At 49.8% G+C, this 18,813-nt stretch carries 15 protein-coding genes; 10 read left to right on the forward strand and 5 right to left on the reverse strand.

The genetic code is table 11. The features are described 5' to 3' along the window. Positions 1 to 18 precede the first annotated feature (18 nt). Both AC50YG_RS11040 and AC50YG_RS11045 read left to right on the forward strand, forming a co-directional pair. Complete coding sequence (locus tag AC50YG_RS11040) at positions 19 to 1,254, forward strand: ATP-grasp domain-containing protein (protein ID WP_473759474.1); 1,236 nt, start codon at positions 19 to 21, stop codon at positions 1,252 to 1,254. 48 nt (positions 1,255 to 1,302) lie between these two features. Beyond that, positions 1,303 to 1,854, forward strand: coding sequence for an NAD(P)H-dependent oxidoreductase (locus AC50YG_RS11045; RefSeq protein ID WP_473759473.1), 552 nt, complete (start codon positions 1,303 to 1,305; stop codon positions 1,852 to 1,854). 47 nt (positions 1,855 to 1,901) lie between these two features. Here the strand turns inward: AC50YG_RS11045 and AC50YG_RS11050 are convergent, their stop codons facing one another. Together AC50YG_RS11050 and AC50YG_RS11055 are read right to left on the reverse strand one after the other, a co-directional pair. Continuing rightward, complete coding sequence (locus AC50YG_RS11050) at positions 1,902 to 3,119, reverse strand: acetoin utilization protein AcuC (RefSeq protein WP_494827169.1); 1,218 nt, start codon at positions 3,117 to 3,119, stop codon at positions 1,902 to 1,904. Positions 3,120 to 3,168: 49 nt separating this feature from the next. Continuing rightward, complete coding sequence (locus AC50YG_RS11055) at positions 3,169 to 3,804, reverse strand: GNAT family N-acetyltransferase (protein ID WP_494826802.1); 636 nt, start codon at positions 3,802 to 3,804, stop codon at positions 3,169 to 3,171. Between the two features lie 178 nt (positions 3,805 to 3,982). Here AC50YG_RS11055 and acsA point away from each other — a divergent pair, with 178 nt between their 5' ends. Next, positions 3,983 to 5,707, forward strand: a complete 1,725-nt coding sequence (acsA, locus tag AC50YG_RS11060) for an acetate--CoA ligase (protein WP_494826803.1) — start codon at positions 3,983 to 3,985, stop codon at positions 5,705 to 5,707. A 92-nt stretch (positions 5,708 to 5,799) separates the two neighbouring features. Here the strand turns inward: acsA and AC50YG_RS11065 are convergent, their stop codons facing one another. Continuing rightward, positions 5,800 to 8,913, reverse strand: coding sequence for a transglycosylase domain-containing protein (locus AC50YG_RS11065; protein ID WP_494826805.1), 3,114 nt, complete (start codon positions 8,911 to 8,913; stop codon positions 5,800 to 5,802). 284 nt (positions 8,914 to 9,197) lie between these two features. Here AC50YG_RS11065 and AC50YG_RS11070 point away from each other — a divergent pair, with 284 nt between their 5' ends. Together AC50YG_RS11070 and floT are read left to right on the forward strand one after the other, a co-directional pair. After that, positions 9,198 to 9,725 carry an NfeD family membrane protein gene (locus tag AC50YG_RS11070; protein WP_473759469.1) on the forward strand — a complete coding sequence of 176 codons (528 nt, stop codon included), beginning with the start codon at positions 9,198 to 9,200 and terminating at the stop codon, positions 9,723 to 9,725. Between the two features lie 140 nt (positions 9,726 to 9,865). Then, on the forward strand, positions 9,866 to 11,434 hold the full coding sequence (floT, locus tag AC50YG_RS11075; protein ID WP_473759468.1) for a flotillin lipid rafts scaffold protein FloT: 1,569 nt from the start codon (positions 9,866 to 9,868) through the stop codon (positions 11,432 to 11,434). Between the two features lie 151 nt (positions 11,435 to 11,585). Here the strand turns inward: floT and rpsD are convergent, their stop codons facing one another. Continuing rightward, positions 11,586 to 12,185 (reverse strand): 30S ribosomal protein S4, encoded by a 600-nt coding sequence (gene rpsD / locus AC50YG_RS11080; protein ID WP_341282332.1) that lies wholly within the window; start codon positions 12,183 to 12,185, stop codon positions 11,586 to 11,588. 378 nt (positions 12,186 to 12,563) lie between these two features. Here rpsD and AC50YG_RS11085 point away from each other — a divergent pair, with 378 nt between their 5' ends. From AC50YG_RS11085 to AC50YG_RS11105, 5 genes are all read left to right on the forward strand, one after another. Then, positions 12,564 to 14,513 carry a diguanylate cyclase gene (locus tag AC50YG_RS11085; protein ID WP_494826807.1) on the forward strand — a complete coding sequence of 650 codons (1,950 nt, stop codon included), beginning with the start codon at positions 12,564 to 12,566 and terminating at the stop codon, positions 14,511 to 14,513. 204 nt (positions 14,514 to 14,717) lie between these two features. Further along, a complete protein-coding gene (locus AC50YG_RS11090; RefSeq protein ID WP_494826808.1) occupies positions 14,718 to 15,422 on the forward strand; it encodes a hypothetical protein in 705 nt (234 codons plus the stop codon). 88 nt (positions 15,423 to 15,510) lie between these two features. Continuing rightward, positions 15,511 to 16,626 carry an aminopeptidase gene (locus tag AC50YG_RS11095; RefSeq protein WP_099520807.1) on the forward strand — a complete coding sequence of 372 codons (1,116 nt, stop codon included), beginning with the start codon at positions 15,511 to 15,513 and terminating at the stop codon, positions 16,624 to 16,626. Positions 16,627 to 16,729: 103 nt separating this feature from the next. Continuing rightward, complete coding sequence (locus AC50YG_RS11100; RefSeq protein WP_046230579.1) at positions 16,730 to 16,972, forward strand: HPr family phosphocarrier protein; 243 nt, start codon at positions 16,730 to 16,732, stop codon at positions 16,970 to 16,972. A 135-nt stretch (positions 16,973 to 17,107) separates the two neighbouring features. After that, positions 17,108 to 17,395, forward strand: coding sequence for an Fpa/YlaN family protein (locus AC50YG_RS11105; RefSeq protein ID WP_056038636.1), 288 nt, complete (start codon positions 17,108 to 17,110; stop codon positions 17,393 to 17,395). A gap of 251 nt (positions 17,396 to 17,646) precedes the next feature. On the opposite strand, the gene cax is transcribed toward AC50YG_RS11105, so the two are convergent. Continuing rightward, positions 17,647 to 18,705, reverse strand: coding sequence for a calcium/proton exchanger (cax, locus tag AC50YG_RS11110; RefSeq protein WP_494826811.1), 1,059 nt, complete (start codon positions 18,703 to 18,705; stop codon positions 17,647 to 17,649). Positions 18,706 to 18,813: the final 108 nt, after the last annotated feature.

An 18,813-nucleotide genomic window follows, 5' to 3' on the forward strand; every position in this document is an offset into this window, starting at 1 on the left:
AACTAAAGGAGAATGGCTATGACCAAACCAAAAATCGTCGCTTTTGTTGAGCCGAGCTTCTACGGGGTGAGCTTTGCAAGAGCGGCCTTCCAGCAGGGATGCACGGTAATCTCGATTGTATCCTCTGTGGATAACCCGCGCACGTATGGCTATGAGGGCATTTACCATGATTTAATTGTTGCGGATATTAGAGATGAGGAGTCCGTTTACGAGGCGATCCGCGGCTCAGCGTATTTCGGCAAGCTGGATGCTTTAATTCCGGCGACAGACTATGCCTCTCATTTGACGGCAAAGGTCGCAGAGCGGCTGGGGCTTAGAAGCGTGCCTTATGAAGCGGCGTTAAAATCAAGAAATAAAGATTTGGCCCGCGAAGCCTATGAGGCGTTTGGGGTGCCAAGCGCAAAATACAGGAAGGTGAGAACCTATGAGGAAGCGGAAGCAGCGGCTCGTGAAATTGGCTATCCAATTGTTCTTAAGCCGACCAATTGTGCAAGCAGCCAAAATGTCTATTTTATTTCCGGGCAGGATGAGCTGAAGGAAGCGATGGCGATCATCTCGGATTTTAAAGTAACGTATATGGATTTCAAAGTGAGAGAGGAATATTTGGTTGAAGAATATTTGGAGGGCCAGGAGTTCAGCGTGGAGATTTTTCTTGAAAATAGCGAGCCTGCGTTTGCGGTCGTTACCGAAAAAATAACGTCGCCGCTGCCTTATTTCGTCGAGGTGGCGCATACGCTGCCGACCTCCGTGCATACGGATAAACAAGCGGAAATTATTGATACGGCGGTAAGCGCGCTGCGGGCAATTGGAATTACGGATGGTCCTAGCCATGTCGAGGTGAAGCTTTCAGAGCAAGGTCCGCGAATTATTGAAGTGAACGGCAGGCCGGGAGGCGACAATATTTCCTCGGATTTGCTCGTTCAAGCGCTTGGTGTAGATTTTTTTGAAGCGACCGTACATTATTATTTAGCAGAGCCTGTAAATGTTCATGCCAGCCGCAGCCGGGCAGCGGCGATCGCTTATTTGCTGGCCGAGAAGGACGGCACCGTTGCCTCCGTAGAGGGTCTTGAGCATTTGCAGCCGGGAGACGCTATCGTTCGTTCGCATATTTCGGTGCAGCAGGGGGACCAGATTTCCGTAGCTAAAAGCTCGGATGACAGGCTCGGTTATGTCATAACTGTGGCGGATACACCGCAGGAGGCGAAGCAGGCCGCACTTGATTTAATAAGCAAGGTAGAGCTGGTCTATCAGTAGCCTAACCAGGCTTGCGATTTTAAACAAATACAGGGGGACTGCAAGCAGATGACGAACATTTTGATTGTGAACGGACATGATTATTATGACAGAGCGCAAGGGAAGCTGACCCAGACGCTCATTGCAGCGGCGGTCTCACAGCTCTCTGAGCAGCATGCTGTTCAGACAACCACGGTTGCAGAGGGCTATGAGGTGGAGCAGGAAATTCAAAAATTCCAATGGGCCGACGTTATTATTTTTCAGACGCCTATTTATTGGTTCAGCATTACAGGCCTGCTCAAAAAATATATCGACGACATTTACCTGCCGAATATATTTTTCGGCAAAGCGGTAGAGTTTGGCCGTGGCGGGCTGCTCACCGATAAAAAATATATGCTGTCGCTCACATGGGGAGCGTCCGCTGCCGCTTTCTCGGTTCCAGCGGGCTTCCTGGAAGGAAAAAGCGAGGACGAGGTGCTGTTCAGCGTGCATAAAACCCAAGAGTATTGCGGGCTTAAGCAGTTGCCTACCTTCTCGCTTTATTCTTCCATGCGTGAGCCTGATGTGGGAGATGGCTTAGCGAAGCTTAAGGAGCATTTGAAAAAGACCTTCGAGCTTTGAGTCGGAGCCAAATCCCTAGCTAGCCCGCCCCGTTCGGTCAAGCCAGCTTATAAATCTTGAATAGCAATTTCGCAGATGGCACGATTTTTGGTTTCAATTTCACTACGGCGGGGAATGGGCGGAATATGCGCCAAATCATCCAGCCACCATTCGGGCAGCTCACTAGGGCTGCTTTTTTGCCATTTATCGAGCCACTGCTGGGGCAGTCGCAGCTTGCTCTCAAGAAGGGGCTGCGTTTTCTCCAATCCCGCAGCAGCTCTGCCCGCAAGCTCCAAGGCGATAGGGTGATCGGTCATCGTCAGCCATACAAGTGCCCAAGCACGCGGAACGACGCGCCATAGGTCATAGCCGCCGCCGCCAAGCGCGACCCATTTGCCGCCCGCAAACGTATGGGCCAGCTCATGGATAATGGCAGGCATTTCGCTATAAATGCGCATGCTGCAATGAATATGCGACAGCGGATCATAAGCGTGAGCATCGCAGCCATGCTGGCTAATAATAATGTCGGGCCTGAAAGCGGCCGCGACCTTCGTAATGGAGGAGCGGAAGCATTCCAGCCACGAATCGTCCTCCGTATAAGGCTCCATGGGCAGATTAAAGCAGGTGCCTACGCCCGCATCGGTGCCTTTTTCATACACATAGCCGGTGCCGGGGAAAAGAAACTTGCCCGTCTCATGGATGGAGTAGGTGCATACATCGGGATCATTGTAAAAAATCCACTGCACCCCGTCGCCATGATGGACATCGGTGTCGATATAAAGCACCCTCGCGTTGTACGTTTCCCGCAAATGCTTGATGGCCACGGCTGCGTCATTGTAGACACAGAAGCCGGAACCGCGCTCTGGAAAAGCGTGATGCAGCCCGCCTGCCATATGATAAGCATGCAGCGTCTGCCCGCTCATCACCTGCTCCGCCGCTTCTACAGAACCGGCAACGATAGCTGCGGCTGCGTCATGCATGCCCGGGAAAAAAGGCGTATCCTCCGTATCCAGCCCAAATTGCCCGGAGCTGTCTTGCTCTTCTAGTGCAGGTGTCTGCGTGCTGAGCTGCCTAACTGCTTCTATGTAGTCCTCGCGATGCGCCAGCGCGAGCATTTGGCTGCTTGCTTGGCGGCTCGTCTCATGCCATTGCTCCTCGGGGAGCGCGCCCAGCGTTTGAAGCAGGTCGACCGTAAGCGTCAGCCTGATCGGATTAAAAGGATGCTCCTCGCCAAATTTATAAAGCGAGCAGTCTGGCTGATGCACAAAAATAGCATTTGACGGCATAAGCATAAACGAATCACGTCCTCCTCCGGCTCATTACGCCGATCTATCCTTAATACATAAACCGCTGCCGAAACCGGACGCGGTCAAACTGTTCGATTGATGCCAGCGGTACTTCGCTGCCAATCCGCACCATCAGGCAGTTGGCAGGATGGGAGCATATTTCCGGATCATCCGTTGCGTACCAAATCATATCGACTGACTTCATCAGCTTTTCCATCATCGTGCGATAGTCCCAGACGCTGAGTCCCGTGCTTTTCAAATCCCAATGCCAATAATATTCCGTTGTAAAAATAATCAGGTTTTCCAACTGCTGCTCCGCGAAGGCGAGCTGGATCATTTTTTTGCCGAGCCCATAGGAGCGGTAGTCATTAGCTACTTCGACAGCGCCAAGCTCGACCAAATCGATCATATTTCCTTCGGACCACCGCTCCAGCTCATCGGGATAATGGAAGGTGACATAACCGACGATGCAACCGGCTTCCCGGGCCAAAATAATGCGCCCTTCCGCCAAACCGGCGATTTCGACTAGCGCTTCATGCTGTTCCGCAGGCCTGCGAAATGCATCAAGGTCCGGATGCATAGCAAGCAGCGTTAGCTGCTCAGCAGGAACAGGCCCTTCCAGCACAAGCTCCCGGCCGTCTGCGAGTATCATTTTGTCTTGCTGGTAGTGTTTGCGATGCTGCAAGGCATACTCCCCTCTCTGTGGTGCTGCCTAAATGGTAAAGCTTGTTCTACTAATGGTTATAGCAAACATTCAGCCAAATGAAAAGCATAGTCGAAAATAAAGCAGATATGTTATAATCGTCCATGTAAGCGTATTCCACTCGGTAAAGGTGTAATAGATTTGATGGGAGAGTGATAGAATGTCTGATCTACATCAAGAGCGAATTCCAGCAGTAGCTAATAATTCTAACCTGGTTGATTATGATGAAGCTGTAAAAACCTTCCGATGGGAAACGATTGAGCAGCAGTTCAGCTGGCACCAGACCGGAAAGGTGAATATGGCTTATGAAGCGATAGATCGCCACGTATCTGTTGGCAAGGGGGATAAGGTAGCCCTTTATTACAGCGACAGCTCACGCGACGAGTCCTACACGTTTGGGCAGCTGCAAGCGCAATCGAATCAATTTGCGAATGTGCTGCGGGGGCTCGGCATCACGAAGGGCGAGCGCGTATTTGTGTTTATGCCGCGAACACCTGAGCTGTATATAAGCGTGCTCGGAGCGCTCAAAGTCGGCGCCGTTATCGGCCCGTTATTTGAAGCGTTCATGGAGACAGCAGTCAAGGATCGCCTTCAAGACAGTGAAGCGTCTGCGATTATAACGACGCCAGCGCTGCTCAGCCGGATTAAGCGTGATGAAATTCCATCGCTGCGGCATATTATCGTTTATGGCGATGAGGTGCAGACAGATGACGTAATCGTCGATTACGCCGCTGAGATGCAGCAGGCATCGACCGATAGCGAGATCGAATGGCTCGGACGCGAGGATGGCCTTATTTTGCATTATACATCGGGTTCGACTGGCAAGCCTAAAGGCGTCTATCATGTGCAAAATGCGATGATTCAGCATAAATATACAGGCCAGATTGTCCTCGATCTGAAAGAGGATGATATTTACTGGTGCACCGCCGACCCGGGCTGGGTTACGGGAACTTCCTATGGCATTTTTGCTCCATGGCTTAATGCAGCTACGATTGTCGTAAGGGGAGGCAGGTTCAGTCCAGCGGATTGGTACGGCACGATTCAGAAATACGGCGTCACCGTATGGTACAGTGCGCCAACAGCGTTCCGCATGCTGATGGGCGCAGGAGATGACGTCGTATTAAACTATGATTTGTCCAGCTTGCGACATGTGCTCAGCGTGGGCGAGCCGCTTAATCCGGAAGTCGTTCGCTGGGGGATGAAGGTTTACCAGCAGCGCATTCACGATACGTGGTGGATGACGGAAACGGGCGGACAGCTGATTTGCAATTACCCGTCGATGACGATTAAGCCAGGCTCCATGGGCAAGCCGCTGCCGGGCGTGGAGGCGGCGATCATTGATAATCAAGGCAATGTGCTGCCGCCATACCGTATGGGCAACTTGGCTATTCGCACGCCTTGGCCATCGATGATGCGCAAAATTTATAATAACCCTGCCAAATACGCGGAATATTTTCATCTGGAGGGCTGGTATGTATCGGGTGATTCCGCCTATATCGATGAGGATGGCTATTTCTGGTTCCAGGGCCGCATTGATGATGTAATTAATACAGCAGGCGAGCGAGTAGGGCCGTTTGAGGTGGAGAGCAAGCTCGTTGAGCATCCAGCGGTTGCAGAAGCAGGCGTTATTGGGAAGCCTGATCCGATGCGTGGCGAGATCATTAAAGCTTTTATCGCCCTGCGTGAAGGCTATACGGCATCCGATGAGCTGAAGGCGGAAATTGCCCAGTTTGTGAAAGTGGGCTTGTCTGCACACGCGGCACCACGAGAAATTGAGTTCAAGGATAAGCTGCCGAAGACGCGCAGCGGCAAAATTATGCGTCGTGTGCTGAAGGCATGGGAGCTGAATTTGCCAACAGGCGATTTATCTACGATTGAGGATTAAAGAGAAAGCTCAAAAAAGCTCCGGTTCCATGCAACGTTAGTTGCGGAACCGGAGCTTTTGCTTTAGAGCGATTCATCTGTGAAAAATAACGTTTAACCGCCAATGCTTGCTTTCGAGGAAGGAGCAGACTGCCCGGCAGCGTTCTCCGCTGTCACATAGAACGTTCCTGATGCAAGCGGCGAGGCGTAGACGAAGCTCGTCTCTGCGGTAGTACCTATTTCCACATACTTCCCATCATTGGCTGCGGCAAAATAAACATGGTACACCTTGACTTGCTCGCCGGCTGCACTTGCCTGCCAAGACAAGGTAACGCCTGTTTCATTGCCTTGTGCGGAAAGGCCAGCAGGGGCTGCTGGTGCAGCCAAGCCGGTTTCCGGCGTTGGCCTTGCATCAGGTCCTTGCCCTGGATCGCCGCTTTGCTCAGGTGGCTGTACCGGATTCAGCGGATCAGGGATAACAGGTGCGACAGGCGCTTTGCCGAAGCGGGCAATTTGGCTAGGTGCCGATTCCTTGCCGGCAACATCTATTGCTGTAACATAAAAGCTGTAGCCGTTGCCCGCACTGACGGTGAAGCTCGCGCTGTAGGTGTCTCCGAGCAGGATGGAATTTCCTACTTTGTTAAAGGAGCCTTCGTTAACAGCTTGATATAACCGGAAGCCAACGACATCCTTCTGGGCCGGAGCGGAGAAGGAGAGGCTGACTACACCTTGACCAATCGAAATGAGTGCTACATTGCCCGGTGCACTTGGCGCACTTCCGTCATCCTTACGAGGATCGACCTTGGAAGGCGCGTTTTTGCCTGCATCCGTCGGCAAGTAATAGCTTAGCGCTCGGCGGCTGTTTGCCGGAACGCGGGAAAGCACTTTGCTGATTTCATCCATAAGCTCGTCAAGCGGCTTCTTGCGCTTAATAACCGTCTGCTGCGAAATGAAATCGGAAGGTGTGGCATCTTGAGCGACATAATTGACGCCGTTGTAGCGTATGAATGACATATTCACAAGGGCGTCATCCGCTTGCTTAGGAATATATTTTTTGTTGAACCAGTCGGTTACGAGCATGCCTGCTGATCTTGTTAATGCCGTTGGCAGCTTGCCGCTGGCACTGGATACAGTAGCTTTAACAATGCCATCAGGCTGATTGAACGCCTTGGTCGCAAACATCTCCGGCTTCTCATCGGCAAGCTGATTCATCATCTTCGCCCAGATTTCGCGGGCGCGCTTGCGGCTGTCGCCTTCGAGCGTGTAGATCGGCTTCTCATAGCCGGCCCATACGCCAAGCGTGACATCAGGGGTGAAGCCCATGAACCAGACGTCGCCGTAGTTTTGCGTAGAGCCCGTTTTGCCCGCATACGGGATCTTGCCGTAATTTTTGAGCCGCGAAGTAAGTGAGTTCGCTGTGCCGCTTGGGCTGGAAATAACGGTGCGAAGCATATCCGTCATCAAGAAAGCAGTCTGCTCGGAAAATACGCGAGTCGGCTCGTGCTGATGCTCATAGACGATTTTTCCATTAGCATCGGTAATCTTCGCGATCATATAAGAATCATTGTACAGGCCTTGATTCGGAATCGAGCCATAAGCGCTCGTCAATTCTTCAACGGATACCCCGATGCTGAGTCCGCCGAGAACGCCAGTCTGTGCTGCATCATCTTCTGGCTGCAGCGTTGTAATGCCGAGCTTTCTAGTAAACTTCCATGCTTCCTTAATCGTAACCTCATCTAGGAAAATCTTAAGCGCTGGCAAGTTAAGCGAGCGATTGAGCGCTTCGCGAGCGGTAACGAGACCGCTGTAACGATTATTTGCATTTTTTGGAATATGATAGCTGGAACCGCTGTTTTTCAAAATAATCGGCGCATCATCCAAGACGCTTGCAGGTTGGATCAGCCCTTTATCAATGGCTGGCAAATAGGCGGCGATAGGTTTCATCGTTGAACCCGGCTGCCGAGTCATCTGAGTGGCAAAGTTCATCTGCTCCTCGTAAAAATCACGGCCCTCCAGCATGCTAAGTATAGCTCCGGTTTTATGGTCAACGAGGACGGCTGCGATTTGCTCAATGCCTTTCTCCTTGCTGTCCGGAGTGAAGTTGCTCGGATCATTTCCGATATCGCGCATCATTTTATAAATGTCTTTGTCAATCGTCGTATGAATCTGATAGCCGCCACGGAGCAAATGCTCGCGGGCTTCTTCTATAAGATCGGCGTTTTCCTTCTTGCGAAGATCGGCTATGGTCAGTGTCGGGTCCTGCTGCATGAGCATAACTTCCGCCGCCTGACGCTCAGCTTCCAGCATGAGGTAAGGATACGTCGTATAGGCTTTCGCTACTGGCTTCGCGAGCGAGCCGCGAATATCGAATTTTTTCGCCTGATCATACTCCTGCTGAGTAATGCGTCCGGTTTGGAGCATCCGCATCAATACGGTCGCTTGACGCTCGATTGCGAGGTCAAAGCCGCCTTCATTGAACTGTCCTTTGCCGTTAAAAGCGGTATAAGCGGAAGGACGCTGCGGCAGTCCGGCCAAATAAGCCGATTGCGCAATGTTCAGCTTGCTCAAATCGGTAATGCCGAAAACACCTTTGGCGGCCGCCTTGATCCCATATAAATTGTAGCCGCTTGAGCCATTTCCGAATGGTACTTTATTCAAATATGCCGCAAGAATTTCTTCTTTCGTCAAGTAACGCTCCATTCGCAAAGCGAGAAAAATTTCCTTCACTTTACGGCTGTCGGTTACGTCCAGGCTTAGAAATACGCGGCGTGCCAATTGCTGGGTAAGCGTACTGCCGCCCGTCTGCGTATCTTCATTAAGCAGCTTTTGCTTAACTGCCCGTCCCAAACCGTTCACATCGACGCCATAATGGGTTTCAAAATTATTGTCTTCAATAGCAAGCACGGCGTTAATGACTTGCGGGGGAAGCTCATCGTAATCAACTAGAATACGATCTTCTTCCGTACGAAGCTGTCCAATAAGGGTATCATCATTAAAGAAGACAAAGCCTGTAACTGAGTTTTCGTTTATTTTCTCTTCAATTAAGGTTCGCGGTCGAACTTCTTCTCCTTTAACCAAAGAGGCCACATAGCCCGTTACGGCTCCTCCCGTTAGCAAACCGACGAATATGACGAGGTAACAGAGCCACTTTACTGTTAGCCATGTTACGAGTCCAAATGTACGCCAGCCGCTTCTGCGGGATGATGATGGTTGTTGATCTTCCTGCATATGAATTAACTCCTCCTCCAATACACCCAACTATTATAGCATAAAACACCATTTCGAAAAGAGGGAAGATGATTGACTTCACTCATTTGCTATGTTATGGATAAACGAAATTCTACATACCCATTTATCGGAGGGAATAATTAGTAGGAAGAAATGAAATATAGCATGGGGTCTGGGACAAATTGTGCAAGCTTATTTGATTTTTTGAAACAATTCCTAAGGAATTAACGTAATAAATAAAAACAGTTATAACAGCATTTGGTTGCAGAGAGGGGGGGGACAAAGTGGAGGCGTTGTTCTGGGGCTGTCTGTTCGGCGGCGTGCTTTATGCAATTGTAAGCGTTATATTTGGCGATTTTCTAAGCTCTGCTTTTGACGGAGCACTCGATTTCCTCGCCAGCGAGGGTTATGGCTGGCTTCAGCCTACCTCGCTCGTAGGCGGTATTACTGCCTTTGGCGGCGCAGGGCTGCTGCTGCAAAAATATTCACCACTGACAGCTGGAATCGTCCTTGTCATTGCTGGATTAGTCGCGATTGTCGCAGGCGGAGGCGTTTATTTCCTATATGTGAAGCCGATGAGCGAAAGCGAAAATTCCACAGCCATTTCGATTCATGATTTTACCGGGCGGCTAGGCGAAGTATTGGTACCAATTCCGGCGATAGGCTGCGGCGAGGTGCTGATGCCGGCAGGGGCGGGATTTTCCAATCAAATTGCCGCAAGCTTTGATGGCGAACCGATTCCAAGCGGCGTCCGCATTGTCGTGATTGAGGTAAAGGAGCATACGCTGTATGTTTCTCAGCTTGAAATATAGGAAAGGGTATGATTTCGCCATCCTTTCTCTATATTTCTCGGAATGAACTGCGCCGCGCCGCCAAAGGACGGCTTTCGGCCGTTTCACCTTGATCCACTGTTATAACTGGCGATTTGACAAACAGAGAGGAGCTTGATGCTATGCCTGAATTTTTGCTTATTCCCACCATTGTCGTTGCTGTATTCGTCATACTAGGACTCGCGTTCTGGGCCCGCTACAAAACCGTTAGCCCAGATGAGGCGATGATCGTAACCGGCTCATTTCTTGGAACCCGCAATGTCTTGACGGATGATAGCGGCCGCCGCATTAAAATCGTCAGAGGCGGAGGCGCTTTTATACTGCCAATCTTCCAGAAGGCCGAATTTCTTTCTTTGCTTTCCCATAAGCTTGATGTATCTACTCCAGAGGTTTATACGGAGCAGGGCGTTCCCGTTATGGCCGATGGCGTCGCGATCATTAAAATCGGCGGTATCGTAGAGGATGTCGCAACAGCTGCCGAGCAGTTTATGGGCAAGCCGACAGAAGAGCTGAAAAGCGAGGCGCAGGAAGTGCTGGAAGGCCATTTACGGGCGATTCTTGGTTCAATGACAGTAGAGGAAGTGTATCGTAACCGCGATCGGTTTGCCCAAGAGGTACAAAGCGTAGCGGCCAAAGACCTGAAAAAGATGGGACTGCAAATTGTCTCCTTTACAATTAAAGATTTGCGAGACAAGCACGGTTATCTCGATGCGCTCGGCAAGCCTCGTATCGCGGCAGTGAAGCGGGATGCGGAAATTGCACAAGCCGAGGCGGTGCGGGATGCGAGAATTAAGAAGGCGAGTGCCGAAGAGGAAGGGCAGAAGGCTGAGCTGCTGCGGGATACAAATATCGCGGAAGCGGAGAAAATGAAAGAGCTCAAAGTCGCTTCCTTCAAAAAAGACCAGGATACCGCGAAAGCGGAAGCGGATCAGGCCTATGCTATTCAAGAAGCTCGTGCGAAGCAGAGCGTCGTTGAAGAGCAAATGAAAGTTGAACTTGTGCGTAAAGAACGGGAGATTGACCTCGAAGGAAAAGAAATTTTGCGCAGAGAGAAGCAATATGACGCCGAGGTGAAGAAAAAAGCGGATGCCGATCGTTATGCAGTCGAGCAGGCGGCAGAAGGGGAGAAATCCAAACGGCTGCGCGAGGCTGATGCGCTCCAGTACAGCATCGAAGCTGAAGCGAAGGCTATGGCTGAGCAGAAGCGGCTGGATGGCTTGGCCGTAGCGGATGCTGATCGGGCCAAAGGTACTGCGGAAGCCGATGTAATCAGGCTGCGGGGGCTAGCGGAAGCCGAGGCGAAGGAGAAGCTGGCAGAGGCATTCGAGAAGTTCGGAGAGGCTGCGATTCTCGATATTATTGTGAAAATGCTGCCTGAGCTGGCAGGCAAGGTCGCTGAGCCAATCAAAGGCATCGATAAGCTGACGGTTGTCGATACCGGCAACGGCGAAGGGGCGATGCGTCTGAGCAACTACGTTACTTCCCTGATGGCAACAGCGCCAGAAATGCTGAAAAGTGTAGCAGGCATTGATGTTAATGCTTTAATGAAGGGATTGACGACGAAAAATACATCATCCCCTGCTCCAGTGCCGCCTGCTGCAGCTCCGGCGATAGCTTCCTCAACGAGCGATGCATTGATTCAATTGCTGGCCTCAAAGGAATCTAGCCAAGAGGAGAACAACCAGCCATAATAAGCAAACAAAAAAATCCCTGGCATCAGAAGATGACCAGGGATTTCCCTTAAAATATAGGAAAGAATATTGTAACAATATCCTTTCTCTATATTTCTCGGAATGAAACGCGCCGCGCCGCCAAAGGACGGCTTTCGGCCGTTTCACCTTATTAACGGCTGTAGAACTCGACGATTTGTTTAACGTCGATTTCTTGCGTCAACTCAGCACGCTCTGGGAAACGAACGTACTTGCCTTCAAGCGCTTGGTCGTTAAACTCAAGGTAATTAGGCAGGTGATGACGGCCTTCCATAGCTTCTTTGATCGTTTTCAGACCACGGCTGCGCTCGCGCAGGCCGATTACGTCGTTAAGCGATACGGTGTAAGAAGCGATGTCGACTTTTTTTCCGTTAACTGTAATATGACCGTGAGATACCAATTGGCGCGCACCAGCACGCGAGTTGGACAGGCCAAGACGGTAAACGAGGTTATCCAGACGGCTTTCCAAAAGAACGAGGAAGTTGTCGCCGGAAATACCTTTCAATTTAGCTGCTTTATCGAACAAGTTGCGGAATTGCTTCTCGTTCAAACCATACATATGGCGCAGCTTTTGTTTTTCTTGCAATTGAACGCCATAGCCGCTCAATTTCTTGCGTTGGTTCGGGCCGTGTTGGCCTGGTGGAAATGGACGTTTGAGATCTTTGCCAGTTCCGCTCAGGGAAATTCCAAGGCGGCGGCTTAATTTAAATTTAGGTCCTGTATAACGTGACATGCGTCGTGTTAACTCCTTCAACAAATGGGATTTTTGAAGATGGGGTTGTGTTTCGCGGAACAAGCTCAAATGCTCAAGTCAAAACTTAGAGCCTAACAAGCACCTCAGCCGCAGGCTTGTCAGTGAACTTATTCTCGAGGGTGACACAAAACCGTACGCCCATGTATTCAACAATTAATATTATATGAAATTCAAGCAGAAAGTCAAGAAAAATAGCCGCTTATGCTTATCGGAAACGATATAGAGTCTTTAGGCCTATAAACCAACTGTTAATTAGTGCAATATTCTTAAAAATAAAGTATGATGAGGGTATCTTCTTCATACATAGATGACTGCTCATCTCCTTGTTTAGACCGACAGAAGGGTTGGGTGTTGCAGATGAACAATCGAAACCTAGATGGAAATTTTAACAATCATTTTGCTCAGGCTGCAGCTCCTGTAGAGCAGTTGCATCCTGAAATATGGTTTATGCACGAAGATATTAACGAAGCGGACAGGCCCTATATGATGCCGCTGCTTCACGATAGCTTCGAGTTATGGTTTAGGGAAACAAGCGAAGAAACAGAAGCGATGCAGGGCAGCTCTTTTTTATTTGACTGGGAACTGCGTTTAATTGATAGCGCGGGTGCTGTTAAAGGGCAGGAACTGTTGTGGCACGAAGAACTGCAGCTGCTAGCTGCACAAGTAGCCGCGACAGGCGGCGCTGCTACACTGTCGTTTGGTGAGCCTCTTACTCATGCTGCTGCTGTTCCTGTTCGCAAACGCTCGAATGGCGAGCCATTCAGCATATTTATACATATTGCCCCAAGCAGTGCCGTCGAAGCCGAGCAGCAGGCAAGGCTTGGCGCCCTTCATTTCCGCAGCTGCTTCTATCGCGCTTTCGAACATATATATGTCCGGGATTTGCTGCTCCAGCAAACACGAACGGAGAAGGACGCAAAAAGGCGGGATGCCCTTTTTCTGGCAGCTAAGCGATTGTATGATCAATTCGATGTTACTGCCGTGCTGTCCGAAATGCTGAGCAGTTTGGGCCAGCTTTACCCAAGCTCGGAAGTCAATTTGTATTTGTCACAGGACCATTTGAATGGCGACGCCCGCGTCAAGCCGCTTATTTTTAAAAATGCAGCACATGACATTGTTGCGAAAGCTTTCATGGAAGGCAAGCCGATGACGCAGAAGGAGCGTGATGGCACGATACGCCTTGCGGTTCCAATGAACGGCAAGCAGGCTGCTTACGGCGTGCTCTGCATCTCGATTGACGCCGAGCGCTGGGATATTGCAAATATGCCGGCCTTCGTGCTGCTTGCGGATACGGCGGGTTCTGCGTTTGAGAATGCCAAGCTGTACGAGCAGTCCAATTTGCTCATCAATGAGCTTCGCGTCATTAATGAGCTGGCGAAACGGCTGAATCAATCGCTGAAGCTTAAGGATATATTTAAGTTTGCGACGCATGAGCTGCTTAATATTTTTGAAGCCGATTATTGCTCGATTCTCCAATTGGATAAAGATCGCAACCAGTTTAATGTGATGTCCAGCAATATTCCTACGCTTGCACGTGAGCAATTTGTACCGGATTACGGCTTTAGCGGCATTATTAACCGCACGAAAGAACCGCTTATTTTATCAGATTATTGGCAAACCCGAGTCGTAACGTCTAAAATGATGGATCACACTGGCTCTCGCTCGCTTATCGCCGCACCTATTATGGTCGAAGATGAAGTAGTGGGCGTGATCATGGTTACGCATAAAAACCCTCATTATTTCTCCTACGACAATTATAAGCTGCTCCAAATTATGTCCACACATATTGCCTTGGCGGTGACGAACGCTTCGCTGCATGCAGAAGTTCGCCGGATGGTGATTACGGACAATTTAACGGGGCTGCACGCCCGCCACTACTTGAACGAGCAAATTCTGAGCCGTCAGCGCAAAGATCCGCTAGGCTCACTCGTGCTCGTCGACGTTGACCATTTCAAACGCATTAATGATACGTTCGGCCATCAGGTTGGGGATCGTATTTTAATCCAAGTGAGCGAAATTATTCGGACCACGATTAGGCAGGGAGACATCGCTGCAAGATGGGGCGGTGAGGAGCTGGCTGTATATTTGCCAGGCATTCGTTCTGAACAGGCTTTTCGGATTGCTGAACGTATACGCTTGCTTGTGGAAGAGGAGACGGACCCTAAAGTGACGGTATCCTGCGGCGTGTCGGAATGGACGTTTGAAAATGAGAAAATTAGCGTTGAATCGTTATTTTATCGTGCAGATATGGCCTTATATGATGCGAAAAACAATGGAAGAAACTGTATTCGGCTCGGTGTGGGCTAAAAGCTGGAATTGGACAATCGGGCATTGGAGGATCTTGTGAGAAAGAAGAGAAGCGCCATGGGCATGTTGCTCAGGCGTTTTTATTTTTGTATCCAGAAGGTCGCCTTTGTCCCATAAGACAATAGCAGCCTGAAAAGGAATAAGGAGTCTACTGCTTCGGGGAAGCTAATGGATAGGAAATGCAACCTCAGGAGGGAAGCGGAAATGAGAATAAACAAGTGGAGTGCTCTATTATCTCTACTCGCATGCACGGCATGGCTGAGCGGCTGTATGGATGTGGCGGACAAGCGAACACCGGAACAGTGGCTGACTTTATCAGCAGCTGGGCTTGCGGCAACGGATAAATACAGCTTCAGCGGCTCTACTTCCATTATTGGAGCAGATGGCTGGAGCTATACGCCGCAGCGCTTCTCGGGAGAGGTGTTGAATCATGAACAGATCAGATCGTATGCAGGGACAGCAGCGGATCAGAGCGCATCCCGCACGCCAGCGGAGCTGCTTAAGGAGCTTCAGCAATCGACTAATAAGGTAAGTATTCAAACGGAGACAACAGCGGAAGGGCATCTCGTGCTTCATGCGGCCCTTGACAAGGGGGCAGCGAAGAAAAGGTGGGAGAAGCGCCTGACGGCAGAAATGGCAGCTCTCGCGAGCCGGGCTCCCTCAGCGGAAGGAGCGCTGCGGCAGGAATGGCTGCGCACGTATGAGGCGTCTCATCAGGAGCTGAAGCAAATGCTGGCCACCTTAGAGGTGGATGGACAATACGAGCTGATCATCGACCGCAGCAGGCTGGTGCCGCTCAAGTTGGAAGAGCAAACGACATTTGCTTATCAAAAACAGGGCAAAAGGATCATGGAGAAGCGGACGACGAACATTTCGCTCAGCGCTTTTGATGGTTCTACTTCGCCATGAAGGATGCACATGCCTGTTAAACATGTTACGATGGGGTTGGTAGTAATCGTCAAATATAGAGAAGCAATGATTTGGAGGAGAGTTTAACATGCGTGACCCAAGAATTCAGCAGCTAGCTGCCAATTTGGCAGGCTATTCCATTGGCGTTCAGCCGGGAGAAAATGTACTCATTGAAGTCATCGGCTCGGAACGCGAGCTGACGAAAGCTTTAATTGAAGAGGTAGCAAAGCTCGGCGGCAGACCTTTTGTGGAAATTACAGACCCTGCGGTAACGCGTACGCTGCTGCAGAACGGAAGCAAAGAACAAATCGAAGAGTGGACGAAATATGATTTGCAGCGTATGAAGCAAATGGATGCTTACATCGGCATTCGTGCGGGCGGCAATGTCAATGAAATGAGCGACGTGCCGGAAGATAAAATGCGGCTGTATGAGCAAATTTATCGCGATGCTGTACATATGGATCAGCGGGTCAAGCGCACGCGTTGGGTCGTTATGCGCTATCCGAACGAATCGATGGCGCAGCTGGCAAAAATGAGCACGGAATCGTTTGAGGATTTTTATTTTAACGTCTGTAATTTGGATTATGCCAAAATGGACAAAGCGATGGACCCGCTTCAGGCTTTGATGAACAAAACCGATCGCGTAAGAATTGTATCGCCAGGCACCGATCTTACTTTTTCTATTAAAAATATCGGATCCAAAAAATGCTCCGGCCACCGCAACATTCCGGATGGAGAAGTTTTTTCGGCTCCTGTGCGCGACTCGGTACAGGGTACCATTTCCTACAATGCACCCAGCGTATATTCAGGCGTAACCTTCTCGGACATTTGCTTCACGTTTGAAAATGGCAAAATCGTCAAGGCAACAAGCAGCGATACAGCACGCTTGAATGAGATTTTGGATATGGATGAGGGCGCGCGTTATATTGGCGAATTTGCAATTGGCTTTAATCCGCATATTTTGCACCCGATGAATGACACTTTATTTGATGAGAAGATCGCGGGAAGCCTGCACTTTACACCGGGCCGCGCTTATGATGAAACGGACAATGGAAATCGGTCTTCCGTTCACTGGGATCTTGTGCTTATTCAGCGCCCAGAATATGGCGGAGGGGAAATTTATTTCGATGATGTGCTTATCCGCAAGGATGGACATTTCGTTATTCCGGAGCTCGAGGCGTTAAATTCCGAAAATTTGAAATAAATGAAAAAGAAGCGTTTAACAATTTGCCTCTTGCCCGATCAATGATTTCAGGTTATCATGATTTCGAAGGTAAGCTTTACTAATTTAATTGGAGGGGTTCCCCATGTCTAACAACGCAGCTATTGTAGAAATATCCCAAGCAGCAGGTCAATTCCGCTCATCAATCGTTCTGCAAGCAGATAACAAATATATTGATGTTAAAAGTATTTTGGGATTGTTCACTACGCTGGTAGGCGGTCATTCCTACGAGCTTCACGTCCATGGACCAGATGCTGAAGAAGCAAAAGCCGCAATGGCAGCTGTTTTCGCTAAGCATAACCTGAATATTGCAGTCGTTTCTGAATAAACAGGTTACACCAGTACATGCGCCTCTTCGCTAGCCGAAGGGGTGCTTTTCTGTTTTGTCCTTGTGTATTGGCTCTTTTTCGTCTAATATAAAGGGTATAGACGACGGCGGGTACACGCATTAGGGGGGAAAACGATGTCTTCACCGGAAGTCACGGTTCAATTGCATGAGAAAGCTCTTCGTCTCCTTATGGAGGATGCGGCTAAAATAGAGAAATTGATTGAGGTTCAGATGGAGAACTTGACGACCCGTCAATGTCCGCTGTACGAGGAAGTATTGGACACGCAGATGTATGGATTCTCGCGGGAAATTGATTTTGCAGTACGCGCTGGATTGATCGCTGAGCATAGCGGCAAGGAGCTGTTAAGCCGATTGGAGCGCAATCTGGCTCAGCTTTACGAAGCGTTGAATAGAAAGGAGTAGGCGTACCATGCGGCCTGCTCTTTTTTTTGTCTGCTTTTTTGCTTGTTTATTTTGCGGCTTTTGTCTTTATTTTGGTGGGAGTGTGTTGAAAAAGGAGAAGCGGAGCAAAAGGTTTGGAAGTGAGAAGCGGCAGCGCTCGCCTTTGCTCTTGGATTCCCACCATTGAGATGATCAGGGAATCCAAGAGTAACAGCGATCGAATTCCAAGCCTTTTGCGCAGCCCAGATCCTTTTTCAGCGTGCTCCCATCCTTTATACCAAATAAAAAGCAATGCCCAAAATACAATAAACCATTAGCAGCAGCGCACCTTCATACCAATTGGTCTGTCCGTCCCCCGATACCGACTTTGCTATAAAGACAGATACCGCGATAGCGGTCAGCTCAATCGGTGTAAAAATAATGTCCATCGTCTTGCCCATAATTGCGCTGGTAATAATGAGCACGGGAGCGACGAACAGGGCGATTTGCAAGCTGCTTCCGATAGCAATTTCAACGGCCGCACCGATTTTATTCCTCATCGCCAGCATAATGGCTGCACTGTGCTCTGCGGCATTGCCGACAATGGCTATGATGAATGCGCCTACAAACAGCTCAGACAGGCCAAAACGCGTTGTAAACGTATCCAGCGTGTGGACCAGCCATTCGCTAATAAAAGCGACCATCACGGTGGCGACAACGAGCATGAGGACGGAGCGGCCCTTAGACCAGGCAGGCTCGTCGCCATGGTCATTGCTCATTTCATTGTCAGCAAGCATCTGCTTGTGCGTCACCATCGAGAACAGCAGCCAAAGCACATACGACAAGATCAAAATACTGGCCACAGTCAGGCTGAGGAAATGGTCCTTCTCCAGCGAGAAATGCTCGGCTCCAACAAATATCGCCGGTACGAACAAGCCGATGACAGCGAGCATCATCAAGGTTGAGTTATGCTGGGCTAGCTGATGATTGAAATGCTGCTGTTTGTATTTGAGTCCACCCGCGAGCAGGCTGAGCCCGAGGACAAGCAGCAGGTTTCCGATAATGGAGCCAGTTATGCTCGCTTTTACCATGTCGAACAGACCTTCCTTGACGAGGAAAAAGGCAATAATCAGCTCGGCTGCGTTGCCGAAGGTCGCATTAAGAAAGCCGCCGAGCCGCTGGCCAGCATAATGGGCGACGCTCTCGGTCGCTTGCCCGAGAAAGCCCGCTGCAAATACAATCGCTATAGCGGAAACAGCAAATTGCAGCGTCATGTCTAGATGGGCGAAATGAGCGATTGCACTGAAGGCAAACATGACGATTAATCCGGTGAAAAACAGCTTCCGTCTCACGTGGACACCCCTTTGTGAAAATCTGCAAACCTGTTATATAATATATCCAATTCTATTCGACAGATAACCGTTATTTTAATCGACAAAAGTTGCTTCCGGTTAATCCAT

The sequence above is a fragment of the Paenibacillus sp. J31R34 genome, from assembly GCF_059383715.1.

Excerpts from the sequence above, each read along its gene's own strand:
- AC50YG_RS11040 (WP_473759474.1), top strand. The coding sequence starts at position 19 with ATGACCAAACCAAAAATCGTCGCTTTTGTTGAGCCGAGCTTCTACGGG.
- AC50YG_RS11050 (WP_494827169.1), bottom strand. The coding sequence starts at position 3,119 with ATGCCGTCAAATGCTATTTTTGTGCATCAGCCAGACTGCTCGCTTTAT.
- AC50YG_RS11085 (WP_494826807.1), top strand. The coding sequence starts at position 12,564 with ATGAACAATCGAAACCTAGATGGAAATTTTAACAATCATTTTGCTCAG.
- AC50YG_RS11045 (WP_473759473.1), top strand. The coding sequence starts at position 1,303 with ATGACGAACATTTTGATTGTGAACGGACATGATTATTATGACAGAGCG.
- AC50YG_RS11100 (WP_046230579.1), top strand. The coding sequence starts at position 16,730 with ATGTCTAACAACGCAGCTATTGTAGAAATATCCCAAGCAGCAGGTCAA.
- AC50YG_RS11095 (WP_099520807.1), top strand. The coding sequence starts at position 15,511 with ATGCGTGACCCAAGAATTCAGCAGCTAGCTGCCAATTTGGCAGGCTAT.
- AC50YG_RS11065 (WP_494826805.1), bottom strand. The coding sequence starts at position 8,913 with ATGCAGGAAGATCAACAACCATCATCATCCCGCAGAAGCGGCTGGCGT.
- acsA (WP_494826803.1), top strand. The coding sequence starts at position 3,983 with ATGTCTGATCTACATCAAGAGCGAATTCCAGCAGTAGCTAATAATTCT.
- AC50YG_RS11090 (WP_494826808.1), top strand. The coding sequence starts at position 14,718 with ATGAGAATAAACAAGTGGAGTGCTCTATTATCTCTACTCGCATGCACG.
- rpsD (WP_341282332.1), bottom strand. The coding sequence starts at position 12,185 with ATGTCACGTTATACAGGACCTAAATTTAAATTAAGCCGCCGCCTTGGA.
- floT (WP_473759468.1), top strand. The coding sequence starts at position 9,866 with ATGCCTGAATTTTTGCTTATTCCCACCATTGTCGTTGCTGTATTCGTC.
- AC50YG_RS11105 (WP_056038636.1), top strand. The coding sequence starts at position 17,108 with ATGTCTTCACCGGAAGTCACGGTTCAATTGCATGAGAAAGCTCTTCGT.